This window comes from Ectopseudomonas alcaliphila (genome assembly GCF_900101755.1).
In the GTDB taxonomy this organism is placed as follows: Bacteria; Pseudomonadota; Gammaproteobacteria; order Pseudomonadales; family Pseudomonadaceae; genus Aquipseudomonas; species Aquipseudomonas alcaliphila.
This window is the reverse complement of the sequence record NZ_FNAE01000003.1, coordinates 60,764-84,170: the sequence shown is the minus strand read 5'-3', so window position 1 is coordinate 84,170 and position 23,407 is coordinate 60,764. Positions and strand designations below refer to the sequence as shown.

The window sequence follows — 23,407 nt, the reverse complement described above, 5'->3', positions numbered from 1 at the left end:
TCGGCCTCAGCGGGTTTTGTCGTCGTGGGTCATGGCGGTGTAGAACAGCCAGGACACCAACAGGATGATCAGGAAGTACACCAGCGAGAACGCCGCCGCCGGGCCCAGGTCGAACTGGCCGATGGCCATTTGCGTGAGGGTCTGGCTGAGGAAGGTGGTGGCGTTGCCCGGCCCGCCGCCGGTGAGTACGAAGGGCTCGGTGTAGATCATGAAGCTGTCCATGAAGCGCAGCATCACCGCGATCAGCAGCACGCTTTTCAGCTTGGGCAACTGGATATGGCGGAACACCGCCCAATTCGATGCACGGTCGATGCGCGCGGCCTGGTAATAGACATCGGGAATGGCGCGCAGCCCCGAGTAGCACAGCAGTGCCACCAGCGAGGTCCAGTGCCACACATCCATGATCAGCACCGTCACCCAGGCGTCCATGGTGTTGGCGGCATAGTTGTAGCTGATGCCCAGCTTGTTCAGCGTCCAGCCCATCAGGCCGATGTCGGCGCGGCCGAAGATCTGCCAGATGGTGCCAACCACGTTCCATGGAATCAGCAGCGGAATGGCCATCAGGATCAGGCACAACGATGCCCAGCGCCCGCGTGTCGGCATGCACAGGGCAATGGCGATGCCCAGCGGGATCTGGATCAGCAGCACGCAGGCGGAAAAGATGAACTGGCGCAACAGCGAGTCGTGCAGGCGCGGGTCCTGCAAAACCTGGCGATACCAGTCGACGCCGACGAAGTAGCGCGTGGACGGATCGAAGATGTCCTGCACCGAGTAATTGACCACCGTCATCATCGGCACGATGGCGCTGAACGCCACCAGCAGGAACACCGGCAGCACCAGCCACCAGGCCTTGTTGTTCTGCACCTTCATGGCGCCACCTCCACCAGGTAATCGTCGGCATAAAGCATCAGCCACTGCGCCGGGAAGCTCAGGTAGACCTGCTCACGCGGCACCGGCTGATCCTCCTGCAGGCGCACCTTGAGCACCTGGCCGTCGAGATCGAAGGTGAGAATCTTGTAGGTGCCGAGATCCTCGACGTGCAGCACCCGGCCACACAGCGCATCTTCGTAAGCACCATCCCAGACATGCACGAATTCGGGGCGGATGCCCACCTGCAGACGCCTGCCGTCCAGCTCGGCCAGGCGCCGATTGAGCGCGTCGGAGAGCGGCAGCACGGTCCCCGCGAAGCGCACGCCGCCCTCGCAACGCTGCACGTCGATCAGGTTCATCCCCGGGCTGCCGATGAAATAGCCGACGAAGGTGTGTCCGGGGCGCTCGAACAGCTCGCGCGGGGTGCCGAACTGGACGATCTGCCCGCCATACATCACCGCGATCTTGTCGGCGAAGGTGGAAGCCTCCAACTGATCGTGGGTGACGTAGACCATGGTGATGTTGAACTGCTCGTGAATCTGCTTGAGCTTGCGCCGCAGCTTCCATTTCAGATGCGGGTCGATCACCGTCAGCGGCTCGTCGAAGAGGATCGCCGACACGTCATCACGCACCAGGCCACGGCCCATCGAGACCTTCTGCTTCTCGTCGGCGGTGAGGTTGCGCGCCTTCTTGTGCAGCAGCGGGTGCAGCTCCAGCACCTCGGCAATCTCATGCACCTTGCTCATCACCCGCGCCTCGTCCATGCCCTGGTTGCGCAGCGGAAAGGCCAGGTTGTCGAACACCGTCATGGTGTCGTAGACCACCGGAAACTGGAAAACCTGAGCGATGTTGCGCTCTTGCGGCGACAAGGTGTTGACCGCCTTGCCGTCGAACTGCACCTCGCCCTGCGAAGGGCTGAGCAGGCCGGAGATGATGTTGAGCAACGTCGACTTGCCGCAGCCCGACGGCCCCAGCAGTGCGTAGGCACCACCCTGCTGCCAGACATGGTTCATTTCGCGAATCGCATAGTCGTCAGGCGCCTTGGGTACGCCGCTGTAGCTATGCGCGAGGTTGTGCAAGCGAATCTCGGCCATCAGGCGGCCCTCCCCTGACGGCGGCTGGGCGCCTGCACCAATTGCCCATCGGCAGCGAAGACGAACAGCTTGTGGGTGGGTATGTAGATCAGGATCGGCGTATCCACCGTGTACTCGTGCACGCCCGGCAGGTGCAGCACCAGCACGAACTGCTCGTTGCGTACATGCAGGAAGGTTTCCGAGCCGCTGATCTCGGCCAGCTCCACGGTCACCGCCAGCTCCAGATCATCGTCGTTGGACGGCACCAGGCCGATATGGCTGGGGCGCACGCCAAAGCGGTACTCGCCCTCGGCGATGCCGCGCAGGTCAGGGTTGAGCGGAAAGTGCACGCAATCGGCAAAGCTCACTTCAGAGCCGCTGATGCGGCCGGGCATCAGGTTGATCGCAGGCTCCGAGAACAGCTCGGCGGCCAGTACCTGCTGCGGACGGTGATAGACCTCGGCGGTCTTACCGCTCTGCACCACCCGACCTTCGTGGAGGATGGTGGTGGTGCCGCCCAGGGCCAGCGCCTCGTTGGGCTCGGTGGTAGCGTAGATGGCGATGGTGTGGCGCGCCTGGAACAACTCGCGCATTTCCTGGCGCAGCTCTTCGCGCAGCTTGTAGTCGAGGTTGACCAGCGGTTCGTCGAAGAGGATCAGCGAGGCATCCTTGACCAGCGCCCGGGCCATGGCCGTGCGCTGCTGCTGGCCACCCGACAGCTCCAGCGGATAGCGCGACAGCAGCTTGTCGATACGCAACATGCGCGCAGTGGCCTCGACCTTCTCGACGATCTGCTCCTTGGCCACACCGGCCTGGCGCAGCGGCGAGGCGATGTTTTCGAACACCGTCAGGGTCGGGTAGTTGATGAACTGCTGATAGACCATCGACACGTTGCGCTGGCGCACCGGTACGCCAGTGACATCGGCGCCGTTCATCAGCACACGCCCGCTACTGGGCCGATCCAGACCGGCCATCAGCCGCATCAGACTGGTCTTGCCAGCCAGGGTGCGGCCGAGCAGGACGTTGAAGGAGCCCGGTTCGAAACTCAGGCAGGCATCGTCGATATGCACCTGGCCGTCGACGATACGGGTGACGTGTTCGAGCTTGAGCGACATGGCCTGTCCTTTTTCTTGTCGTGCCATTCGGTTGCGAACATCGATAGCGACAAGCGTGCCAGCGCCCAAAAATTAGACGTATCTCTTTGATATTTATTAATAAATCCGCCAAGACTCATCGGCGCGCCAGTTGTCTACTGAACACTTTTGAACAGTCGAATGTGAACAACTGAACAATTCGTTCGTTGACATTGAACAGTCATGAACGAAACTGGACCGATCGCGGCGCAGATCGCGAACCAACAAGAAGAGATCATGTATGACAGAAGCTGCCCGCGCCCCGGCGCACGACACCCTCATCCAGGAGTCCTGGTCGCGCTGTCGTGACTATGGCCTGACCCATCAGAGCTCGCCGCGCTTCGACCCACCAGCCGTCGGCGAGCTTTCGGCCCTGCTGGAAAGCCGCCAGGCCCTGGTGCAGACCACCCACCAGGAAGTGCTGCCCTACTACGGCACCATCCTCGCCAATTCCAACTGCCTGATCATGCTTGCCGACGACCAGGGTCGGCTGCTGCAGTCCTGGGGCGACCAGCGCTTCATCGAACCGCGTCAGGCCGCCGGTTTCGTCGCCGGCGCTAGCTGGCTGGAGCGTTACACCGGCACCAACGCCATCGGCACCGCGCTCAGTTGCGGCCAGGCGGTGCATATCCAGCACGATGAACACTTCCTCAAGGCCAACCGTTTCATGACCGGCTCGGCCTCGCCGATCTTCGATGAGCAACGGCGCATGATCGCCGTGCTCGACGTGTCCAGCGACAGCTACCTGCCGCCGGCGCACACCCTCGGCATGGTCAAGATGATGAGCCAGTCAGTGGAGAACCGACTGCTCCTCAAACTGTTCGCCGACCAGTACCACCTGCTCAGCTTCAACACCAGCCTGGACAACCTTGACAGCCCCTGGGCCGGCCTGGTGGTGTTCGACGAGCAGGGCCACGTGGTCTCCGCCAACCGCCGCGCCGATAACCTGCTTGGCCATGCCCTGACCTACGGCGCCATCGAGCAGTTATTCGACGTACCGCTGCAGCAGTTGCTCAACCAACCAGACGGTCAGCCCTTCAGCCTGCGCACCAGCGGTCATTTTCGCTTCCATGCACGTGTGCGCCGCCCTGCCCGACCCGCTCCGATCCAGCCTCGCGACTTCCGCCCGCAAGCCACCCCGAGCACGCCGCAAGAGCCACAGCTGCATACCCTGAGCGCTGGCGATGCGCGCATGGACAAGGCCGTGCGCCAGGCCGAACGCCTGTTGGAGAAGGACATTCCGATCCTGATTCAGGGCGAAACCGGCGCCGGCAAGGAGGTTTTCGTCAAGGCGCTGCATCAAGCCAGCTCACGGGCCAACCAGCCCTTCATCGCGGTCAACTGCGCGGCCATTCCGGCGGAGCTGGTGGAGTCGGAACTGTTCGGCTACGAGAAAGGCGCCTTCACCGGCGCCAGCCAGAAAGGCCATGTCGGCCTGATCCGCAAGGCGCACAAGGGCACGCTGTTTCTCGACGAGATCGGCGACATGCCGCTGCGCGTGCAGGCCCGGCTGCTGCGTGTGTTACAGGAGCGCTGCGTACAGCCGCTGGGCAGCAGCGAACTGCATCCGGTGGATGTGCGCCTGGTCTCCGCCACCAACCGCCCGCTGCGCCAGGATGTCGACAGTGGGCAGTTCCGCGCCGACCTCTACTACCGCATTAGCGGGCTGAACCTGGAGTTGCCACCGCTACGCGAACGCAGCGACAAGCAGGCGCTGTTTCAGAGACTGTGGGAGCAGCACCGCGAACCCCACCAGCGCGCGGGCATCAGCCGCGAGGTACTGGAGCTGTTCCAGCACCATCCCTGGCCGGGCAACCTGCGCCAGCTCAGCAGCGTGCTGCGCGTGGCTCTGGCCATGGCCGACGACCAGGCCATCCGCGCCGAACATCTGCCGGACGATTTCTTTCTCGACCTGCCGACGGACACGACCCTGCAAGCGCGACCCGAGCCCGACGACCTGGCCAGCCAGTACCAGGCCTGCGGCGGCAATATTTCCTACCTCGCCCGCCACCTCGGCCTGAGCCGCAACACGCTGTACAAGCGCCTGCGCGAACAGGGGGTCAGACCCTGACGGCACGCCGGCTCCTTATGCCCAACCGCCAGCCCTGCTGCATGCCCGCAGCCGCCAGCAGGATGGCCGCCACGCCGAGCCACTGCAGCGCGCTCAACCAGTGATCGAAGGCCAGCCAGTCGACGAGGATCGCCGCAACCGGATAAATGAAAGACAGCGCGCCGGTCAGCGCCGTCGGCAGCTTCTGGATAGCGCCGTAGAGCAGCATGTACATCAGCCCGGTATGCACCACACCCAGCGTCACCAGGCTGGCCCAGGCCACTTCCCCCTGCGGCAGGTGCTGCCCCTGCCATGGGGCCAGCATCAGCACGCCAGTCAGCAGTTGGATGAGTGCGATCAGGTGTGGCGGCGTGCCGGTGAGGCGTTTGACGATCAATGCCGCCACCGCATAGAGCAGCGCCGCACCCAGCGCCAGCGCGATGCCCAGCAGGTAGTTGCCAGCGGCTACCGCACCATACCCATGGGCACTGACGATGGCCAGCATGCCGACAAAGGCCAGCGCCAGCCAACCGAGCTTGAGCCAGGTGATGCGCTCACCGAGAAACAGCGCCGCCAGCCCCACCAGCATGAACGGCTGGATGTTGTAGACCACGGTACTGACGGCGATGGAGGCCTGCGCATAGGAGGCGAACAACAGCAACCAGTTGCCGACGATGGCCACGCCGCTGAGCACGGCCAGTAGCAATATTCGCCGCCCCAGCAGCTCGGTACGCAGCAGGCCCAACGCAGCGCAGACCAGCAACAACATGCCGCCGCCGATCAGGCAGCGCCAGAACACCACATCCACCACCGCCTGGCCGGACATCAGCACGAACCAGCCGATGGTGCCGGAAATCAGCATGGCGGCGACCATTTCCAGCGAGCCGCGTTTGAGGTTGTTATCCATGATCGGAGCCTCATCGAGAGAGGCAATAATTATCCGAAGGTGCAACTTCCCTCTCCATGGAGAATCTGAGGCAGAATCCAGCCCTCGCCTTTTTTACAACGGCAGATTCCGGCTTTTACCTAACGAGGCCTGCAATGACCGATGACATCGACCAGACCCTGATAGCGGCGCTGATGGCAGATTCGCGACGTTCACTAAAAGCCTTGGCGCAGATCAGTGGCCTGTCCTCTCCCAGCGTGGCCGAACGGCTGCGCCGCCTGGAGGAACGTGGCGTGCTCAAGGGCTATACGGTGGAAATCGATCCGCGCCATTTCGGCTATCAGTTGCAGGCCATCGTTCGCGTAAGACCCCTGCCCGGCAAGCTGCATGAGGTGGAGCGACTGCTTCAGGCCACGCCCGAGTTCACCGAATGCGACAAGGTCACCGGCGAGGACTGCTTCATCGCTCGCCTGCACGTGCGCTCCATGGAGCAACTGGACGACGTGCTCGACCGCATCAACGGCTATGCCGAAACCAACACCGCCATCGTCAAGAAGACCTCGGTTCCCCGCCGACTGCCCCCAATGAACTGACAAGGAACGCTCATGCGCCCATCCCTTCGCCCCCTGCTTGTCGCGCTCGGCCTGTGCCTGGGCAGCCAATCGGCCTCAGCCGAGCTGAACCAGGCCGTCGATGCTGCCGTGAAACCGATGATGCAGACCTATGCCATCCCCGGCATGGCCATCGCCATCAGCCACAAGGGCCAGCAGCATTTCTTCGAATACGGCGTGGCTTCCCGTGAAAGCGGCCAAGCCGTGGATCGCCACACCCTGTTCGAACTGGGCTCGATCAGCAAACTGTTCACCGCCACCCTCGGTGCCTACGCCGAAGCGCGCGGTACGCTGAACCTCAGCGACAACGCCAGCCAGTACCTGCCGGCGTTACAGGGTAGTGCCTTCGACCACATCAGCCTGCTGGATCTGGCCACCTACACCCCAGGTGGCCTGCCGCTGCAGTTTCCAGATGCGGTCAACAACGAACAACAGATGCTCGATTACTACCGTAACTGGCAGGCGGTCTACCCGCCCGGCACGCAACGACTGTATTCCAATCCCAGTATCGGCCTGTTCGGTCACCTGGCCGCCGCCAGTCTGGCCAAGCCGTTTCAGCAGTTGATGGAGAAGGACGTGCTGCCACAACTGGGCATGCAGGATAGCTACTTGCAGATACCGACCGAGCAGATGACGCGTTATGCCTGGGGCTACCGCGACGACAAGGCCGTGCGCGTGAGTCCCGGCGCGCTGGACGCAGAAGCCTACGGCTTGAAATCCACTGCCGCCGACATGCTGCGCTTCATCGACGCCAACCTGCACCCGGACAGGCTGCCTGCGCCGCTGCGTCAGGCCGTCAGTTCCACCCATCGCGGTTACTACCAGGTTGGTGACATGACCCAGGCCCTGGGCTGGGAGCGCTATGCCTACCCCATCAGCCTGGCGAAGCTGCAGGCTGGCAACTCTGCAGAAATGGCGCTGCAACCCCAGCCGGTGGAGCGCTTCAGCGTGCCCCAGCCAGCCGAGGGTGACCTGCTGCTGAACAAGACTGGCTCGACCAACGGTTTCGGCGCCTACATTCTGCTGCTACCGGCGCGCGATACCGGCCTGGTGATACTCGCCAACCGTAACTTTCCCAATGCCGAGCGCGTGCGCCTGGCGCTGCAGTTACTCGAGAGCATCGAACCCTAGTCGGGTTTGCAAGGCATCGGTGCGCAACGGGCGCACCTTGCGCTTACAGACTGCGCGCAATCACCATCCGCTGCACGTCGCTGGTGCCTTCGTAGATCTGACACACGCGCACATCGCGGTAGATGCGCTCGACCGGAAAGTCCTTGAGATAGCCGTAACCACCGAGGGTCTGGATCGCCGCCGAGCACACGCGCTCGGCCATTTCCGAAGCGAACAGCTTGGCCATCGAGGCCTCGGTCAGGCACGGCTGCCCCGCTTCGCGCAGGCTGGCAGCGTGGTGCACCATCTGCCGCGCCACGGCGATCTGCGTGGCCATATCGGCCAGCCGGAATGCCACCGCCTGATGCTCGATGATCGGTTTGCCGAAGGTCACCCGCTCATGGGCGTAATCACGCGCCGCCTCGAACGCGGCGCGGGCCATGCCTACCGATTGCGCTGCGATACCGATGCGTCCGCCCTCCAGGTTGGCCAGGGCGATGCGATAGCCCTCGCCCTCCTCGCCCAGGCGCAGGCTGGCCGGGATGCGCACCTCGTCGAGCTGGATCTGGCAGGTATCGGAGGCATGCTGGCCGAGCTTGTCTTCGACCCGCACCACCGAGAACCCCGGCGTATCGGTCGGCACGATAAAGGCGCTGATGCCCTTCTTGCCCGCTTGCGGATCGGTGACGGCGAACACGATCACCATGCCCGCATGGCTGCCGGAGGTGATGAACTGCTTGGCGCCACTGAGCACGTAATGATCGCCATCGCGCCGGGCACGGCTACGCAGGTCGCTGGCGTCGGAGCCGGCCTGCGGCTCGGTCAGGGCAAAAGCACCGAGCATGCTGCCTTCGGCCAGCGGACGGAGAAAGCGCTGCTTCTGCTCCTCGCTGCCGTATTTGAGGATCGGCATGCAGCCCACCGAGTTGTGCACGCTCATGATGGTGGAGCAGGCGCCATCGCCAGCCGCCACCTCCTCCAGGGCCATGGCGTAGGCCAGGTGACCGGTCTCGGCGCCGCCCCACTGCTGCGGCACCAGCATGCCCATGAAGCCCAGCTGGCCCATCTCGGCGATGGCCTCAGCAGGGAAACGATGCTCGCGATCCCAGTCGGCGGCGAAGGGTTTCAGCCGCTCCTGGGCGAACTGGCGGGCCATGTCACGGATCAGAATTTCTTCTTCGTTGGGCAGCATGGCTGGCTCCGGTAAAACGGGTTAATTACTGCGGGAGGCGCTTCAGCGGCGACAGTCGCGGCTGAAGCCCCTCCCACAGGTCAAGTACGTGGGTAGTCAGTACAACTCGATGGCCACAGCGGTGGCTTCACCGCCGCCAATGCACACGGACGCCACGCCACGCTTGAAACCCCGCTGCTGCAAGGCAGCCAACAGAGTTACCAGGATGCGGGCACCGGAGGCGCCGATGGGATGTCCCAGGGCACAAGCGCCACCGTTCACGTTGAGCTTGCCGTGATCGATGCCCAATTCACGCATGGCCACCATGGGCACCACGGCGAACGCCTCGTTGATCTCGAACAGATCGACCGTCTCCAGCGGCCACTCGATACGCGCCAGCAAGCGCTGGATCGCCGACACTGGAGCCGTGGTGAACAGATTCGGCGCCTGGGCATGGCCGGCATGACCGACGATGCGCGCCAGCGGTTGCAGACCGCGCTCCTGAGCCTCGGACAGGCGCATCAGCAGCAGCGCGGCGGCGCCATCGGAAATGGAACTGGCATTGGCCGCCGTGACCGTACCGCCCTCGCGAAATGCCGGTTTCAGCCCGGGGATCTTGTCTGGGCGGGCCTTGGGCGGCTGCTCGTCGGTGGCGATCAGACGCCGCTCGCGCCCAGCCGGGGCCTCGACCGCAACGATCTCACCAACGAAATGGCCAGCATCCATCGCCTGCTGAGCGCGGCGCAGCGACTCCAGGGCGTAGGCGTCCTGCTCTTCGCGGGTGAAGCCATAGTGCTGCGCGCAGTCCTCGGCGAAGGTACCCATCAACCGGCCGCGCTCGTAGGCGTCCTCCAGGCCATCGAGGAACATGTGGTCGAGCACCTGGCCATGGCCCATGCGGTAGCCACTGCGCGCACGCGCCAGCAGGTAGGGCGCGTTGGACATGCTTTCCATGCCCCCTGCCACCAGCACCTCGCTGCTGCCGGCAAGCAACTGGTCATGGCCAAGCATCAGCGCCTGCATGCCGGAACCACACATCTTGTTCAACGTGGTGCACTGCGCCGCCTGGCTCAGCCCCGCGCCCAATGCGGCCTGACGCGCTGGCGCCTGCCCCTGGCCAGCCTGCAGCACGCAGCCCATCAATACGGTGTCCACCGCCTCGGCGGCGAGGCCGGAGCGCTCCAACGTCGCACGAATGGCCGCAGCACCCAGTTCGGCCGCCGTAAGGCCGGCCAAATCGCCGAGAAAACCGCCCATGGGCGTGCGCACTGCACTGACGATAACGACGGGATCGAGTTGCTGTTTCATGAGTTTCACCTTCGAATCACATGGCCCGGATGCCATCCGGGAAATCTGCGTTGTCTATTCCCGGATTGCATCCGGGCCAAGTCATGGGTTACTTCGCGGCCATACGCAGCGCGCCATCGAGGCGGATCACCTCGCCATTGAGCATGGTGTTCTCGACGATATGCCGCACCAGCGCCGCGTACTCGTCGGGTCGTCCCAGGCGCGGCGGGAACGGCACGTTGGCCGCCAGCGAGTCACGCACCTCTTGCGGCATGCCGGCCATCATCGGCGTCTCGAACACGCCGGGGGCAATGCACATCACACGGATACCCGAGCGCGCCAGATCACGCGCCGCTGGCAGCGTCAGCGCCGCGATGCCGCCCTTGGAGGCGGCATAGGCGGCCTGCCCCACCTGCCCGTCGAACGCTGCCACCGAAGCGGTATTGATGATCACCCCGCGCTCGCCCTCGGCGTTCGGCTGGTTCTGCGCCATGGCCTCGGCAGCCAGGCGCAACAGGTTGAAGCTGCCGATCAGATTGATCTCGACGGTGCGGCGGAAACTGTCCAGGCCATGTGCGCCGTTGCGCCCAAGCACCTTCTCGGCCGGCGCGACGCCGGCGCAATTGACCAGCCCATGCAGTGCGCCGAACGCCCCCAACGCCTGCGCCACAGCAACCTGGCCATCCTCTTCACGGGTGATATCGGCGCGCACGAAGCGCGCGGCATAGCCCAGTTCGGCCATGGCCTGCAGACCGGCCTGCTCGTTGATATCCAGCAGCACAACCTTGCCGCCCTGCCCGACCAGCTCACGGGCCGTGGCCAGCCCCAGGCCGGAGGCGCCGCCGCTGATCAGAAATACGCTGTGCTCGATATGCATGATGAAAATTCCTCGATCAGTGACTGGCAGCCGCCTGGGCCTTGGCGATTTCCTGGTTGCGCAGCAAAAAGCGCTGGATCTTGCCGCTCGGGGTTTTGGGCAGCTCGCTGACGAACTCGATCTCACGCGGATAGGCATGGGCCGACAGACGCTTGCGCACGTACTGCTGCAGCGCCTCGGCCAGGGCATCGTCTGCTACATGGCCGGTGTGCAGTACGACGAAGGCTTTGACCCGTTCGGTGCGCTCCGGGTCTGGTTTGCCGATCACAGCTGCCTCAATCACTGCCGGATGCTCGATCAGCGCGCTTTCCACGTCGAAGGGGCCAACCCGATAGCCGGAGGTGGTGATCACGTCGTCGGCACGACCGACGAAACTGATGCTGCCATCGTCGTTGAGTTCCACCGTATCGCCACTCAGGTAGTAGTCGCCGACGAAGGATTTCGTCGCCATGCCACGGTAGCCGGGGAACCAGAACAGCGGTGAGCGCGCCATATCCAGCGCCAGAATGCCAGGCTGCCCCGCCGGCAGCTCACGCTGCTGCTCGTCCAGCACCACCACACGGTGCCCCGGCATGGCAAAACCCGCCGCGCCCAGGCGTACCGGGTGCTGCAAGGCATGGTGGTTACACAGCACCATGCCCAGTTCGGTCTGCCCGTAATGATCATGGATGGTGCAGCCCAGGCCCTCGGCGAACCAGCGAATCACTTCCGGCGTCAGCGGTTCGCCGGCACTGCTCACCGCGCGCAGGCTCCCCTTGATTGCCGTCTCCACCTCGTCACGCGCGGCCAGCAACAGGCGATAGGCCGTGGGCGAGCCGGCCAGATTGGTGATGCCGTATTCGCGAATAACCCGGCAGGTGCTTTCGACGCTGAAGGCGCCCTCGTAGAAAGTGGTGGCATGCCCCATCGCCAGAGGGCCGGTCACGGCGTAATACAAGCCATAGGCCCAGCCGGGGTCGGCCAGGTTCCAGAAGCGATCTTCGACGCGCAGATCCACTGCCTCGCGCATATAGCCGACGAAGGCGACGATGGCCTTGAGCGGCACCTGCAGCGGCTTGGCCAGGCCGGTGGTGCCCGAGGTGAACATCAACAGGAAGGGATCGTCGGCCCGGCGCATCACCGGCTCGAAACGATCCGCCTGCCGTTCCATCTCGGCCCAGAAATCTTCACCCACCACCAGCGCGGGCGGTGCCTGCTCCACTTCATCGAGCTTGACGCGGTTAAGCACGTCAGTGACCACCAGCTTCGAGCCGGCAGTATGCACCCGATGTTCGATGGCCTTGGGGCCGAAGGCGGTGAACAGTGGTTGGTAGATGGCCCCGGCACGCCAGGTGCCAAGAATGGTGATCAGCAGCTCCGGGGTACGCGGCAGGATGCCCGATACGCAATCGCCAGCACCGATGCCACGGCTGGCCAGCAGATTGGCGAAGCGTGCCGAGGCGTCCTGCAACTGCTCGAAAGTCCAGGTGGCGCGCTCGCCATTGCGCCCCTCCCAGATCAGCGCCGTCTTGCCATCGCCGACATGGCGGTCGCAGCATTCCACGCAGGCGTTGATGGCATCCAGCCGACCGGCCAGCGTATCGGCAACGGCAGCCTCGAAATCGAACTCGCGGGCAGCGGTGAAGTAATCGCGCATCGGGGTGATCTCCCGGATTGTTCTTATTGGATGCTGCGATCTTTACCCCGCCCCCGCTCGCCGGCAATGTCGAAAGGTCTCAATCTGAATGAGCGGAAATGACAAAAGCACTGTTGCTCAAAGGTTCTCTGGGTTACTCAACGCGCGGTACTGCCCCGGGGTCGACCCCGTCCACTTCTTGAAGGCCTTGTAGAAGGCACTGGTATCGGCGAAGCCCAGCTCGCAGGCCAGGTCACTGAAATTGCTCTGGTCATTGTCCAGGCTGGCAATGGCCAGGTCGCGCCGCACCTGATCCTTGAGCCCCTGATAGGACTGCCCCTGCAGCGACAGCTTGCGTCGCAGGGTCGAAGGCGCCATATGGAAATGCCCGGCCAGCGCCTCCACATCCGGCCACTGATATGGCGCCAGGCTGCGCAGATGGGCCTTGATCCGTGCGCCCAGGCTCTGCGGGTCGCGGTAGCGCACCAGAATATTACCCGGCGCCCCGGCGAGAAAGCGCTTGAGCTCATGCGGGCTGCGCCGGATAGGCGTCTGCAGGCTGTCGGCATTGAACAACAGGCGGCTCTGCCCACGCACAAACTGCAGGTTGCGGGTGAACATCACCTCGTAGTCCTCGATGTACTCCGGCTGCGAGCAGCGCAGCTGGATGCCCAGCACGTCGATGCGCCGCCCAGCCAGCCAGCAGCTCAGGCCATGGATGATCAGCCACAGGGTGAAATAGCCGAAGGCGCGGCAACTCTGCTCCGGCGCCTCGTCGACGACGATCGCCGCCAGGCCATCGCGTACTTCCAGCCTTGGGCTGAAGTCATCGAAGACCAGATGCAGAAAGCGCAGCGCACCTTGCAAGGCCGCGCCCAGGGTCGGCTCCTTCACTGCGGCGCGGGCCATGTAGGCGAAACTGCCGACCTTCATGCGGCGCCGATTCATGCCGAAGAACTCGTCGTCCATCTGCCGGGCTATAGCCAACCAGAGCTGGGCATAGGCCTCGGACGACACCCGCCCTTCAGGCTGCACCAGCAGCTCGCCGTCGATCCCGGCCTCGGCCAGCAACGCCGCCTCGTCGACGCCTTGCCGGCGCAGCTCGCACAGCGCTTCGAGCACCAGGCGTACGGAAATCGTGCCTTTTTCAGCGGACGCAACTGCCATGAGTTCCCTTGTTCGTGGCTGCCGACAAGAGCGGCATTCTAGAGGCTTTGCCGTAGCGCTTGTCCAGCCGGTGGACTCGATCCTGAGGACGGCGGCGTTGACAGCCTACAAAAGCCAACTTAACGTTTACGTAAAGGTAAACAACAAGAGCATCGCCATGCCGACCACCTACAGCATCTCCGACCTGGCCCGCGAACTGGATGTCACCCCGCGCGCCATCCGCTTCTACGAGGAACAGGGCATGCTCGCCCCCGAGCGCCGCGGCCAGGAGCGCATCTATCAGCCCAAGGATCTGGTGATCCTGAAACTCATTCTGCGCGGCAAGCGCATCGGCTTCTCCCTGGCCGAATGCAAGGAACTGATCGACCTCTACGACCCCAGCAGCGGCAACCACAAGCAGCTCAATACTTTCCTAGCCAAGATCGCCGAGCGCCGCTTGCAACTGCAGCAGCAACTGCTGGACATCGAGCAGATGCAGCTGGAACTGGATACTGCCGAGGAGCGCTGTCTCGCTGCCCTGGCCGAAACGACCGCGTAATCGCCCCCACGACAAGAACAACAGCAGGTGACCCCATGAGCTACCCCACCCTCAACTTCGGCCTCGGCGAAACTCTCGACATGCTGCGCGACTCGGTGCACCAGTTCGCCCAGGCCGAGCTGGCGCCACGCGCCGCACAGATCGACCGCGACAACGAATTCCCCATGGACATGTGGCGCAAGTTCGGCGACATGGGCCTGCTCGGCATGACGGTCAAGGAAGAGTACGGCGGCACCGACATGGGCTATCTGGCGCATGTGCTGGCCATGGAAGAGATCAGCCGCGCCTCGGCCTCGGTGGGCCTGTCCTACGGCGCGCACTCCAACCTGTGTCTCAACCAGATCCACAAGAACGGCAGCGAGGCGCAGAAGCACAAATACCTGCCCAAGCTGTGTTCCGGCGAGCACATCGGTGCCCTGGCCATGAGCGAGCCCAATGCCGGCTCCGACGTGGTGTCGATGAAGCTGCGCGCGGAAAAACGCGGTGACCGCTACATCCTCAACGGCAACAAGATGTGGATCACCAACGGCCCGGACGCCCACACCTACGTGATCTATGCCAAGACCGACATCAACGCCGGCTCCAAGGGCATGACCGCCTTTATCGTCGAGCGCGATTTCAAGGGTTTCTCCCGCCACCAGAAGCTGGACAAGCTGGGCATGCGCGGCTCGAACACCTGTGAGCTGGTGTTCGAGGATTGCGAAGTGCCTGAGGAGAATATCCTCGGCGTCGAGGGCGGTGGCGTGCGCGTGCTGATGAGCGGCCTGGACTACGAACGCACCGTGCTTTCCGGCGGCCCGACCGGGATCATGAGCGCCTGCATGGACGTGGTGCTGCCCTACGTGCACCAGCGCCAGCAGTTCAAGCAGTCCATCGGCGAATTCCAGCTGGTGCAGGGCAAGCTGGCCGACATGTATGCCGGCATGAACGCCTCCAAGTCCTACCTGTACAACGTGGCCAAGGCCTGTGATCGCGGCGAGGAGTCGCGCAAGGACGCCGCTGCGGTGATCCTCTACACCGCCGAGATGGCCACCAAGATGGCCCTGGATACCATCCAGCTGCTCGGCGGCAACGGCTACACCAACGAGTACCCAGCCGGCCGCCTGCTGCGCGACGCCAAGCTCTATGAGATCGGCGCCGGCACCAGCGAGATCCGCCGCATGCTGATCGGCCGCGAGCTGTTCAACGAGACCAAATGACACCGTAGGGTGCGCCATGCGCACCAAAACAACGGCACGGTGCGCACGAGGCACCCTACAGGAAGCGACCATGGCCATCCTGCATACCCAGATCAATACCCGTTCCCCTGAGTTCGCCGCCAACCAGGCGGCGATGCTCACCCAGGTCAATGACCTGCGCGCCCTGCTCGCCCGCGTCCACGAAGGCGGCGGTGAGAAGGCGCAGGCGCGCCACATCGCGCGCGGCAAGCTGCTGCCACGCGAACGCATCAATCGCCTGCTCGATGCCGGCTCGCCTTTCCTCGAGATCGGCCAGCTCGCCGCCCATGAGGTGTACGGCGAAGACGTGCCCGCCGCCGGGGTGATCGCCGGCATCGGCCGCGTCGAAGGCGTCGAGTGCATGATCATCGCCAACGATGCCACGGTAAAAGGCGGCAGCTACTACCCGCTGACCGTGAAGAAACACCTGCGCGCCCAGGCCATCGCCCGCGAGAATCGCCTGCCGTGCATCTACCTGGTGGACTCCGGCGGCGCCAACCTGCCGCGCCAGGAAGAGGTGTTTCCGGACCGCGAGCACTTCGGTCGGATCTTCTTCAACCAGGCCAATATGAGCGCAATGGGGATTCCGCAAATTGCAGTCGTGATGGGTTCGTGCACCGCCGGCGGCGCCTACGTGCCGGCGATGAGCGACGAGACCATCATGGTGCGCGAGCAGGCGACCATCTTTCTCGCCGGCCCGCCGCTGGTGAAGGCCGCCACCGGCGAGGTGGTGAGCGCCGAGGAGCTGGGTGGCGCCGACGTGCACTGCAAGACCAGCGGCGTGGCCGACCATTACGCCGAGGACGACGAGCACGCCCTCGCCCTGGCCCGGCGCTGCATCAGCAATCTCAACTGGCGCAAGCTCGGCCAGCTCGATAGCTGCGCGCCCATCGCCCCGCGCTACGCCGCAGAAGAGCTGTACGGGGTGATCCCGGCCGACGCCAAGCAGCCCTTCGATGTGCGTGAGGTGATCGCACGTATCGTCGATGACTCACAGCTCGATGAATTCAAGGCGCTGTTCGGCACCACCCTGGTGTGCGGCTTCGCCCGTATCAATGGCTACCCGGTGGCGATCCTGGCCAATAACGGCATCCTCTTCGCCGAGTCGGCGCAGAAAGGCGCGCACTTCGTTGAGCTGGCCTGCCAGCGCGGTATCCCGCTGCTGTTCCTGCAGAACATCACCGGCTTCATGGTGGGCAAGAAGTACGAGGAAGCTGGCATTGCCAAGCACGGCGCCAAGCTGGTCACCGCGGTGGCCTGCGCCCAGGTGCCGAAATTCACCGTGATCATCGGCGGCAGTTTCGGCGCCGGCAACTACGGCATGTGCGGCCGCGCTTACGATCCACGCTTTCTGTGGATGTGGCCCAACGCGCGGATCGGCGTGATGGGCGCACAGCAGGCCGCGGGCGTGCTGGTACAGGTCAAGCGCGAGCAGGCCGAGCGCGCCGGTCAGCACTACTCGGACGAGGACGAACAACGCCTCAAGCAACCCATCGTCGAGCAGTACGAGAAGCAGGCGCATGCCTACTACTCCAGCGCACGGCTGTGGGACGACGGTGTGATCGACCCGGCACAGACCCGCGAAGTGCTGGCGCTGGCCCTCTCGGCCAGCCTCAACGCGCCCATCGAGCCGACCCGTTTCGGTGTGTTCCGGATGTAACACCAGTCTGTAGGAGCCCGCTTGCGGGCGATCAAAAGCATCGCCGGCAAGCCGGCTCCTACACCAGAGTTCTGAGAGCGACAGACATGACCGACTTCACCACCGTACAGCTTGAAAAAGACCCACGCGGCTTCGCCACCCTGTGGCTGAACCGCCCTGAAAAGAACAACGCCTTCAACGCCGAAATGATCCGCGAGCTGATCCTCGCCCTCGACGCCGTGGGCGAAGACAAAAGCCTGCGCTTTCTGCTGTTGCGCGGCCGTGGCAAGCATTTTTCCGCCGGTGCTGACTTGGCCTGGATGCAGCAGGCTGCAGGGCTCGACTACAACGCCAACCTGGGCGATGCCCGCGAGCTGGCCGAGCTGATGTACAACCTGCACGGCCTGAAGATCCCGACCCTGGCCGTGGTCCAGGGTGCGGCCTTCGGCGGCGCGGTGGGCCTGGCCAGTTGCTGCGACATCGCCATTGGCGCCGAGGACGCACTGTTTTCGCTGTCCGAAGTCCGCATCGGCCTGGCTCCGGCGGTGATCAGCCCCTTCGTCGTGCAGGCTATCGGCGAACGCGCGGCCAAGCGCTACGCGCTGACCGCCGAACGCTTCGACGGCCACCGCGCCCGCGAACTCGGCTTGCTCGCCGAAACCTGCCCGGCAGCCGAACTCGACGCCCAGGCCGAGGCCTGGATCGCCAATCTGCTGCAAAACAGCCCGCAAGCCATGCGCGCCAGCAAGGACCTGCTGCGCGAAGTCGGCAGCGGCGAGCTGACCCCGGCCCTGCGCCGCTACACCGAGAACGCCATCGCCCGCCTGCGCGTCAGCGCCGAGGGCCAGGAAGGCCTGCGGGCATTTCTGGAAAAACGCCAACCTTCCTGGCAGGAGCAATGACATGATCGACACCCTGCTGGTCGCCAACCGTGGCGAAATCGCCTGCCGTGTGATGCGCACGGCCAAGGCCATGGGCATCCGCAGCGTGGCGGTGCACAGTGCCATCGACGCCAGCGCGCGCCATGTGCGCGAGGCCGACGTGGCGGTGAACCTCGGCGGCGCCAAGCCCGCCGAAAGCTACCTGCTGATCGACAGGATCATCACCGCCGCCAAGGCCAGCGGCGCGCAGGCCATCCACCCTGGCTACGGTTTTCTCTCGGAGAACGCCGGTTTCGCCCGCGCCATCGAGCAGGCGGGGCTGATCTTCCTCGGCCCGCCCGCCTCGGCCATCGAGGCCATGGGAAGCAAGTCGGCAGCCAAATCGCTGATGGAGGCCGCCGGCGTGCCGCTGGTGCCCGGGTATCACGGTGAGAAGCAGGATCTCGAGACCTTCCGCGAGGCCGCCGCACGCATCGGTTATCCGGTGCTGCTCAAGGCCGCTGCAGGCGGCGGTGGCAAGGGCATGAAGGTCGCCGAATCGGAAGCCCAGTTGGCCGAGACCCTCGAATCCGCCCAGCGCGAAGCGCAGTCGGCCTTCGGCGACTCGCGCATGCTGGTGGAAAAATACGTGCTCAAGCCTCGCCATGTGGAAATCCAGGTGTTCGCCGACCAGCACGGCAATTGCCTGTACCTCAACGAGCGCGACTGCTCGATCCAGCGCCGTCACCAGAAAGTGGTGGAGGAAGCCCCCGCCCCCGGCCTGAGTCCTGAACTGCGCCGCGCCATGGGCGAGGCGGCGGTCAAGGCCGCGCAGGCCATCGGCTATGTCGGCGCCGGCACCGTGGAGTTTCTGCTCGACGAGCGTGGCGACTTCTTCTTCATGGAGATGAACACCCGCCTGCAGGTGGAGCACCCGGTCACCGAGGCCATAACCGGCCTCGACCTGGTGGCCTGGCAGATTCGCGTCGCCCGTGGCGAACCGCTGCCGATCACTCAGCAGCAGGTGCCGCTCAACGGTCACGCCATCGAGGTGCGGCTGTACGCCGAAGACCCGGACCACGACTTCCTGCCCGCCACCGGCACCCTGGGCCTGTACCGCGAAGCCTCTGCCGGCCAAGGCCGACGTACCGACAGCGGCGTGGCCGAGGACGACAGCGTATCGCCCTTCTACGACCCCATGCTCGGCAAGCTGATCGCCTGGGGCGAAAACCGCGAGGAAGCGCGCCTGCGCCTGCTGGCCATGCTCGACGAAACGCTGGTGGGCGGGGTCAAGACCAATCTGGCATTCCTGCGCCGCATCCTCGCTCACCCGGCGTTCGCCGCGGGCGAACTGGACACTGGTTTCATCCCCCGCCATCAGCAGCAGTTGCTGCCTGCGCCCAGTGAGCTGCCGGAAGCCTTCTGGCAAGTGGCGGCTGACGCCTGGGTGCAGAGCGAAACACCCTGGCAACGCACAGACGACACCCATTCACCCTGGGCCGCCCGCAGTGGCTGGCGCGCGGGCGGTGCGGCGGAAATCGAATTGCACCTGAATTGCCAAGGCGAAAGCCGCAAGGTACGCGCCAGCAACCAGGCCCACCTGCAGGGCGAACACCTGCTGGCGGACATCGACGGCTCGCGGCAGCGTTTGCACGCCATTCGCCGAGGTGAAACCCTCTACCTGCACTGGCACGGCGAACTGCACGCCATCACCCGCTTCAACCCCATCGCCGCCGCAGAGGCCAGCCATGCCCAGCAGGGTGGTTTGAGCGCGCCCATGAACGGCAGCATCGTCCGGGTACTGGTCGAGCCTGGTCAGGCGGTCGAAGCCGGCACGGCCTTGGTGGTACTGGAGGCGATGAAGATGGAGCACAGCATCCGCGCGCCCGAAGCCGGGACGGTCAAGGCGCTGTATTGCCGCGAAGGCGAGATGGTCAGCGAAGGCGCCGTGCTGGTGGAGCTGGAGCCGTAGGGTGGATCACACTTCACCGATCCACCGCATTCGCCTTGGACAAGGTGGGCTGAAGCCCACCCTACGCAGCAGATCTTCGTAGGGTGGGCCGGGCGGCGATCCATTTCACCTTGTAGGGTGGGCTTCAGCCCACCGTTTTAGCTCAGTCTTGCCGCAGACGGTGCGCGCGGCGCACCCTACGACATCAGCAACACCTATGAGGACAGCCGATGAACTTGCCCCACTCCGTACGCCTGGTCGAAGTCGGCCCGCGCGACGGTCTGCAGAACGAGAAGCAGCCGATCAGCGTGGCCGACAAGGTGCGCCTGGTGGACGATCTGACTGGCGCCGGCCTGAGCTATATCGAGGTGGGTAGCTTCGTCTCGCCCAAGTGGGTACCGCAGATGGCCGGCAGCGCCGAAGTATTCGCCGCCATCCAGCGCCAGCCGGGCGTCACCTACGCCGCGCTGACGCCCAACCTGAAAGGCTTCGAGGCCGCACTCGAAGCCAAGGTGGAGGAAGTGGCGGTGTTCGCCGCCGCCAGCGAGGCCTTCTCGCAGAAGAACATCAACTGTTCCATCGCCGAAAGCCTGGCGCGCTTCGAGCCGTTGATGGCAGCTGCCAAGGCCCACAAGGTTCGCGTGCGCGGCTATGTGTCCTGCGTGCTCGGCTGCCCCTACGACGGCGAGGTCAACCCGGCCCAGGTCGCCAGCGTCGCCCGTGAGCTCTACGCCATGGGCTGCTACGAGGTATCGCTGGGCGACACCATCGGCACCGGTACCGCCGGCGATACGCGCAGGATGATCGAGGTGGTTGGCCGCGACATCCCGCGCGAGCGGCTGGCCGGACACTTTCATGATACCTACGGCCAGGCCCTGGCCAACATCTACGCCAGCCTGCTCGAAGGCATCAATGTGTTCGACAGCTCGGTCGCAGGTTTAGGCGGCTGCCCCTACGCCAAGGGCGCCACCGGTAACGTCGCCACCGAGGACGTGCTCTACCTGCTGCAAGGCCTAGGTATCGACACCGGCATCGACATGGACAAGCTGATCGCCGCCGGCCAGCGCATCTGCGAGGTGCTGGGCAAGGCCAATGGTTCGCGGGTGGCCCGTGCTCGGATAGCAAATCGCTGAGCGCCAACCTGTCATCTGTAGGAGCGGCTTTAGCCGCGAAAATCGCGGATGAATCCGCTCCTACAAGTATGTGCGGCTTTATCGCTCCACCGTTCTACGCATCGAGAGACGCCACATCCGCACCGATGAGAGAGTCGGTGCGATAGCAGCAAAGGTCGTCTGAGTTAAAGGTCAAATGCCCCGAACGCACTAAGCTGAAGCCCAGGGACAAGAACGACGAGGACTGACCATGCAGCAACCTCTGTGGACGCCTTCCGCCGAGCGCATCGCCCGCACCCGCCTGGATGCCTTCCGCCGTTTCGTCAACGACCGCCATGCCCTGCGCCTGGCCGACTACCCTGCCCTGCATGCCTGGAGCGTCGAGCAGCGCGAAGCCTTCTGGCAGGCCATCGTCGACTTCTTCGACATTCGCTTCCACAACCCCGCCGAATGCGTCCTGCGTGAAGGCCCGGCGATGCCAGATGCGCAGTGGTTTCCTGGCGCCACCCTGAATTTTGCCGAGCATCTGCTGCGCCGCCGCGACGGTCACCCGGCGCTGGTGGCCATCGCCGAGGATGGCAGCCGCGAACAGCTCAGCTACGCACAACTGGCCGCCCATGTCGCCGGCCTGCAACGCGCCCTGCAAAACGCGGGCGTGGGCATCGGTGACCGCGTCGCGGCGTTCATGCCCAATACCTGGCAGACCGTGGTGGGCATGCTCGCCACCGCCAGCCTGGGCGCCACCTGGTCGAGCTGCTCACCGGACTTCGGCACCCAGGGGGTGATCGACCGCTTCGGCCAGATCGAACCCAAGGTGCTGATCGCCGCCGCCGGTTATCGCTATGCAGGGAAGAATCTGGACCTGACCGGCAAACTCAACGAAATCCTCGAGCAGTTGCCTTCCCTGCAACATCTGCTGATCGTGCCCTATGCGCGCCTCGAGGCCAGCCCCACTGATTACAAGTCAGTTGCTCTAACGACCCTCTGGCAGGATTTCTACCAGCCCGGCGGCGCGCCACAGTTCACCCCCGTGGCCTTCGACCAACCGCTGTACATCCTCTATTCCAGCGGCACCACCGGTGTACCCAAGTGTATCGTTCACGGCACCGGCGGCACCCTGCTGCAACACCTCAAGGAGTTGGGGCTGCATACAGACCTGGGGGCCGACGACACCCTGTTCTACTACACCACCTGCGGCTGGATGATGTGGAACTGGCAGGTTTCGGGCCTGGCCACAGGCGCCACCCTGGTGCTCTACGACGGCTCGCCCTTCCACCCCGAACCGACCCGCCTGATCGATCTGATCGACACCGAGGACATCTCCATCTTCGGCACCAGCGCCAAGTTCATCGCCGCACTGGAGAAAGCCGGCGTAAAACCACGGCAAAGCCACAAGCTGAGCAGCCTCAAGGCCATGCTCTCCACCGGCTCGCCGCTGGCCCACGAGAGCTTCGAGTACGTCTACCGCGAGGTGAAGCCGGATCTGTGCCTGTCGTCGATCTCCGGCGGCACCGATATCGTCTCCTGCTTCGCCCTGGGCAACCCGACTCTGCCGGTATGGCCTGGCGAACTGCAGTGCAAGGGCCTGGGCATGGATGTGCAGGTGTGCAACGAAAGTGGCCAAGCGGTGATGGGAGAAAAAGGCGAACTGGTCTGCGCCAGACACTTCCCTTCGATGCCGGTAGGCTTCTGGAATGACGCCGGCGGCGAGAAATTCCGCGCGGCCTATTTCGATACCTTCCCCGGCGTCTGGGCCCATGGCGACTATGCCGAGGAAACCGAGCACGGCGGCCTGCTCATCCATGGTCGCTCCGACGCCGTACTCAACCCCGGGGGCGTGCGCATCGGCACCGCAGAAATCTACCGTCAGGTGGAAAAGGTGCCGCAGGTGCTGGAATCCATTGCCATCGGCCAGGACTGGCAGGGCGACGTGCGCGTGGTGCTGTTCGTACGCCTGCGTGACGGCGTGATGCTGGACGATGCCTTGCGCGACGAGATACGCCGGGTGATCCGCACCCACACCACGCCGCGCCATGTGCCGGCAAAGATCGTTCAGGTCGCCGACATCCCGCGCACCCTCAGCGGCAAGCTCGTCGAACTGGCAGTACGCAACGTCGTCCACGGCCGTCCGGTGAAAAACACCGATGCCCTGGCAAATCCGCAGGCATTGGAGCTGTATCGCAACATGCCAGAGCTGACTGAGGAGCTGTAGCCAAAAGCCAGCCGCCAGAAAAATCACT

General features: G+C 64.3%; 19 protein-coding genes. 10 read left to right on the top strand and 9 right to left on the bottom strand.

Translation table 11 applies throughout. The features are described from left to right. Positions 1-6: 6 nt before the first annotated feature. Genes BLR77_RS12070 through BLR77_RS12060 form a run of 3 tightly spaced genes read right to left on the bottom strand, consistent with a single transcriptional unit; the run spans position 7 to position 3,058 of the window. A complete protein-coding gene (locus BLR77_RS12070; protein WP_074678084.1) occupies positions 7-870 on the bottom strand; it encodes a carbohydrate ABC transporter permease in 864 nt (287 codons plus the stop codon). Next, positions 867-1,964, bottom strand: a complete 1,098-nt coding sequence (locus BLR77_RS12065; protein WP_074678082.1) for an ABC transporter ATP-binding protein — start codon at positions 1,962-1,964, stop codon at positions 867-869. Before BLR77_RS12065 ends, BLR77_RS12070 begins: the two co-directional genes overlap by 4 nt. Continuing rightward, positions 1,964-3,058 (bottom strand): ABC transporter ATP-binding protein, encoded by a 1,095-nt coding sequence (locus BLR77_RS12060; RefSeq protein WP_074678080.1) that lies wholly within the window; start codon positions 3,056-3,058, stop codon positions 1,964-1,966. The genes BLR77_RS12065 and BLR77_RS12060 overlap by 1 nt, the downstream gene beginning before the upstream one ends. A gap of 259 nt (positions 3,059-3,317) precedes the next feature. Here BLR77_RS12060 and BLR77_RS12055 point away from each other — a divergent pair, with 259 nt between their 5' ends. Further along, positions 3,318-5,147 (top strand): sigma-54-dependent Fis family transcriptional regulator, encoded by a 1,830-nt coding sequence (locus BLR77_RS12055; protein ID WP_074678078.1) that lies wholly within the window; start codon positions 3,318-3,320, stop codon positions 5,145-5,147. Here BLR77_RS12055 and BLR77_RS12050 read toward each other — a convergent pair. Continuing rightward, a complete protein-coding gene (locus BLR77_RS12050) occupies positions 5,137-6,033 on the bottom strand; it encodes a DMT family transporter (RefSeq protein WP_074678076.1) in 897 nt (298 codons plus the stop codon). The two genes, BLR77_RS12055 and BLR77_RS12050, sit on opposite strands and share 11 nt — an antisense overlap. Positions 6,034-6,167: 134 nt before the next feature. Between BLR77_RS12050 and BLR77_RS12045 the strand changes: the two genes are divergently transcribed. Both BLR77_RS12045 and ampC read left to right on the top strand, forming a co-directional pair. Further along, positions 6,168-6,605 carry an Lrp/AsnC family transcriptional regulator gene (locus BLR77_RS12045; RefSeq protein WP_074678074.1) on the top strand — a complete coding sequence of 146 codons (438 nt, stop codon included), beginning with the start codon at positions 6,168-6,170 and terminating at the stop codon, positions 6,603-6,605. 12 nt (positions 6,606-6,617) lie between these two features. Continuing rightward, positions 6,618-7,754, top strand: coding sequence for a class C beta-lactamase (ampC, locus tag BLR77_RS12040; RefSeq protein WP_074678072.1), 1,137 nt, complete (start codon positions 6,618-6,620; stop codon positions 7,752-7,754). A gap of 43 nt (positions 7,755-7,797) precedes the next feature. On the opposite strand, the gene BLR77_RS12035 is transcribed toward ampC, so the two are convergent. The 5 genes from BLR77_RS12035 to BLR77_RS12015 form a co-directional block, all read right to left on the bottom strand. After that, the gene (locus tag BLR77_RS12035) at positions 7,798-8,925 is read right to left on the bottom strand and encodes an acyl-CoA dehydrogenase family protein (RefSeq protein WP_074678070.1); all 1,128 of its coding nucleotides are present in this window, start codon (positions 8,923-8,925) and stop codon (positions 7,798-7,800) included. Positions 8,926-9,021: 96 nt separating this feature from the next. Beyond that, positions 9,022-10,212, bottom strand: a complete 1,191-nt coding sequence (locus tag BLR77_RS12030; protein ID WP_074678068.1) for an acetyl-CoA C-acyltransferase — start codon at positions 10,210-10,212, stop codon at positions 9,022-9,024. An 88-nt stretch (positions 10,213-10,300) separates the two neighbouring features. Then, the gene (locus BLR77_RS12025; protein WP_074678066.1) at positions 10,301-11,068 is read right to left on the bottom strand and encodes a 3-hydroxyacyl-CoA dehydrogenase; all 768 of its coding nucleotides are present in this window, start codon (positions 11,066-11,068) and stop codon (positions 10,301-10,303) included. A 16-nt stretch (positions 11,069-11,084) separates the two neighbouring features. After that, positions 11,085-12,704 (bottom strand): acyl-CoA synthetase, encoded by a 1,620-nt coding sequence (locus BLR77_RS12020; protein WP_074678064.1) that lies wholly within the window; start codon positions 12,702-12,704, stop codon positions 11,085-11,087. Between the two features lie 117 nt (positions 12,705-12,821). Then, on the bottom strand, positions 12,822-13,850 hold the full coding sequence (locus BLR77_RS12015) for an AraC family transcriptional regulator (RefSeq protein ID WP_074678062.1): 1,029 nt from the start codon (positions 13,848-13,850) through the stop codon (positions 12,822-12,824). 157 nt (positions 13,851-14,007) lie between these two features. Here BLR77_RS12015 and BLR77_RS12010 point away from each other — a divergent pair, with 157 nt between their 5' ends. The 7 genes from BLR77_RS12010 (at position 14,008) to BLR77_RS11980 (ending at position 23,379) form a co-directional block, all read left to right on the top strand. Continuing rightward, positions 14,008-14,388 carry a MerR family transcriptional regulator gene (locus BLR77_RS12010; RefSeq protein ID WP_074678060.1) on the top strand — a complete coding sequence of 127 codons (381 nt, stop codon included), beginning with the start codon at positions 14,008-14,010 and terminating at the stop codon, positions 14,386-14,388. A 35-nt stretch (positions 14,389-14,423) separates the two neighbouring features. Next, entirely contained in the window at positions 14,424-15,587 is a 1,164-nt protein-coding gene (locus BLR77_RS12005; protein ID WP_074678058.1) for an isovaleryl-CoA dehydrogenase, read from the top strand. Positions 15,588-15,657: 70 nt separating this feature from the next. Then, positions 15,658-17,265, top strand: coding sequence for a carboxyl transferase domain-containing protein (locus BLR77_RS12000; RefSeq protein ID WP_074678056.1), 1,608 nt, complete (start codon positions 15,658-15,660; stop codon positions 17,263-17,265). Positions 17,266-17,351: 86 nt separating this feature from the next. Further along, positions 17,352-18,146, top strand: coding sequence for a gamma-carboxygeranoyl-CoA hydratase (locus BLR77_RS11995; RefSeq protein WP_074678054.1), 795 nt, complete (start codon positions 17,352-17,354; stop codon positions 18,144-18,146). A gap of 1 nt (position 18,147) precedes the next feature. Beyond that, the gene (locus BLR77_RS11990) at positions 18,148-20,076 is read left to right on the top strand and encodes an acetyl-CoA carboxylase biotin carboxylase subunit (RefSeq protein WP_074678052.1); all 1,929 of its coding nucleotides are present in this window, start codon (positions 18,148-18,150) and stop codon (positions 20,074-20,076) included. A gap of 209 nt (positions 20,077-20,285) precedes the next feature. Next, positions 20,286-21,188: a hydroxymethylglutaryl-CoA lyase gene (locus tag BLR77_RS11985; RefSeq protein WP_074678050.1), complete on the top strand. Its 903-nt coding sequence runs from the start codon at positions 20,286-20,288 to the stop codon at positions 21,186-21,188. Positions 21,189-21,417: 229 nt separating this feature from the next. After that, positions 21,418-23,379, top strand: a complete 1,962-nt coding sequence (locus BLR77_RS11980; RefSeq protein ID WP_074678048.1) for an acetoacetate--CoA ligase — start codon at positions 21,418-21,420, stop codon at positions 23,377-23,379. Positions 23,380-23,407: the final 28 nt, after the last annotated feature.

Bases quoted from the DNA above. Each gene is read 5' to 3' on its own strand.
- BLR77_RS12070 (WP_074678084.1), bottom strand. From the start codon at position 870: ATGAAGGTGCAGAACAACAAGGCCTGGTGGCTGGTGCTGCCGGTGTTC.
- BLR77_RS12065 (WP_074678082.1), bottom strand. From the start codon at position 1,964: ATGGCCGAGATTCGCTTGCACAACCTCGCGCATAGCTACAGCGGCGTA.
- BLR77_RS12060 (WP_074678080.1), bottom strand. From the start codon at position 3,058: ATGTCGCTCAAGCTCGAACACGTCACCCGTATCGTCGACGGCCAGGTG.
- BLR77_RS12055 (WP_074678078.1), top strand. From the start codon at position 3,318: ATGACAGAAGCTGCCCGCGCCCCGGCGCACGACACCCTCATCCAGGAG.
- BLR77_RS12050 (WP_074678076.1), bottom strand. From the start codon at position 6,033: ATGGATAACAACCTCAAACGCGGCTCGCTGGAAATGGTCGCCGCCATG.
- BLR77_RS12045 (WP_074678074.1), top strand. From the start codon at position 6,168: ATGACCGATGACATCGACCAGACCCTGATAGCGGCGCTGATGGCAGAT.
- ampC (WP_074678072.1), top strand. From the start codon at position 6,618: ATGCGCCCATCCCTTCGCCCCCTGCTTGTCGCGCTCGGCCTGTGCCTG.
- BLR77_RS12035 (WP_074678070.1), bottom strand. From the start codon at position 8,925: ATGCTGCCCAACGAAGAAGAAATTCTGATCCGTGACATGGCCCGCCAG.
- BLR77_RS12030 (WP_074678068.1), bottom strand. From the start codon at position 10,212: ATGAAACAGCAACTCGATCCCGTCGTTATCGTCAGTGCAGTGCGCACG.
- BLR77_RS12025 (WP_074678066.1), bottom strand. From the start codon at position 11,068: ATGCATATCGAGCACAGCGTATTTCTGATCAGCGGCGGCGCCTCCGGC.
- BLR77_RS12020 (WP_074678064.1), bottom strand. From the start codon at position 12,704: ATGCGCGATTACTTCACCGCTGCCCGCGAGTTCGATTTCGAGGCTGCC.
- BLR77_RS12015 (WP_074678062.1), bottom strand. From the start codon at position 13,850: ATGGCAGTTGCGTCCGCTGAAAAAGGCACGATTTCCGTACGCCTGGTG.
- BLR77_RS12010 (WP_074678060.1), top strand. From the start codon at position 14,008: ATGCCGACCACCTACAGCATCTCCGACCTGGCCCGCGAACTGGATGTC.
- BLR77_RS12005 (WP_074678058.1), top strand. From the start codon at position 14,424: ATGAGCTACCCCACCCTCAACTTCGGCCTCGGCGAAACTCTCGACATG.
- BLR77_RS12000 (WP_074678056.1), top strand. From the start codon at position 15,658: ATGGCCATCCTGCATACCCAGATCAATACCCGTTCCCCTGAGTTCGCC.
- BLR77_RS11995 (WP_074678054.1), top strand. From the start codon at position 17,352: ATGACCGACTTCACCACCGTACAGCTTGAAAAAGACCCACGCGGCTTC.
- BLR77_RS11990 (WP_074678052.1), top strand. From the start codon at position 18,148: ATGATCGACACCCTGCTGGTCGCCAACCGTGGCGAAATCGCCTGCCGT.
- BLR77_RS11985 (WP_074678050.1), top strand. From the start codon at position 20,286: ATGAACTTGCCCCACTCCGTACGCCTGGTCGAAGTCGGCCCGCGCGAC.
- BLR77_RS11980 (WP_074678048.1), top strand. From the start codon at position 21,418: ATGCAGCAACCTCTGTGGACGCCTTCCGCCGAGCGCATCGCCCGCACC.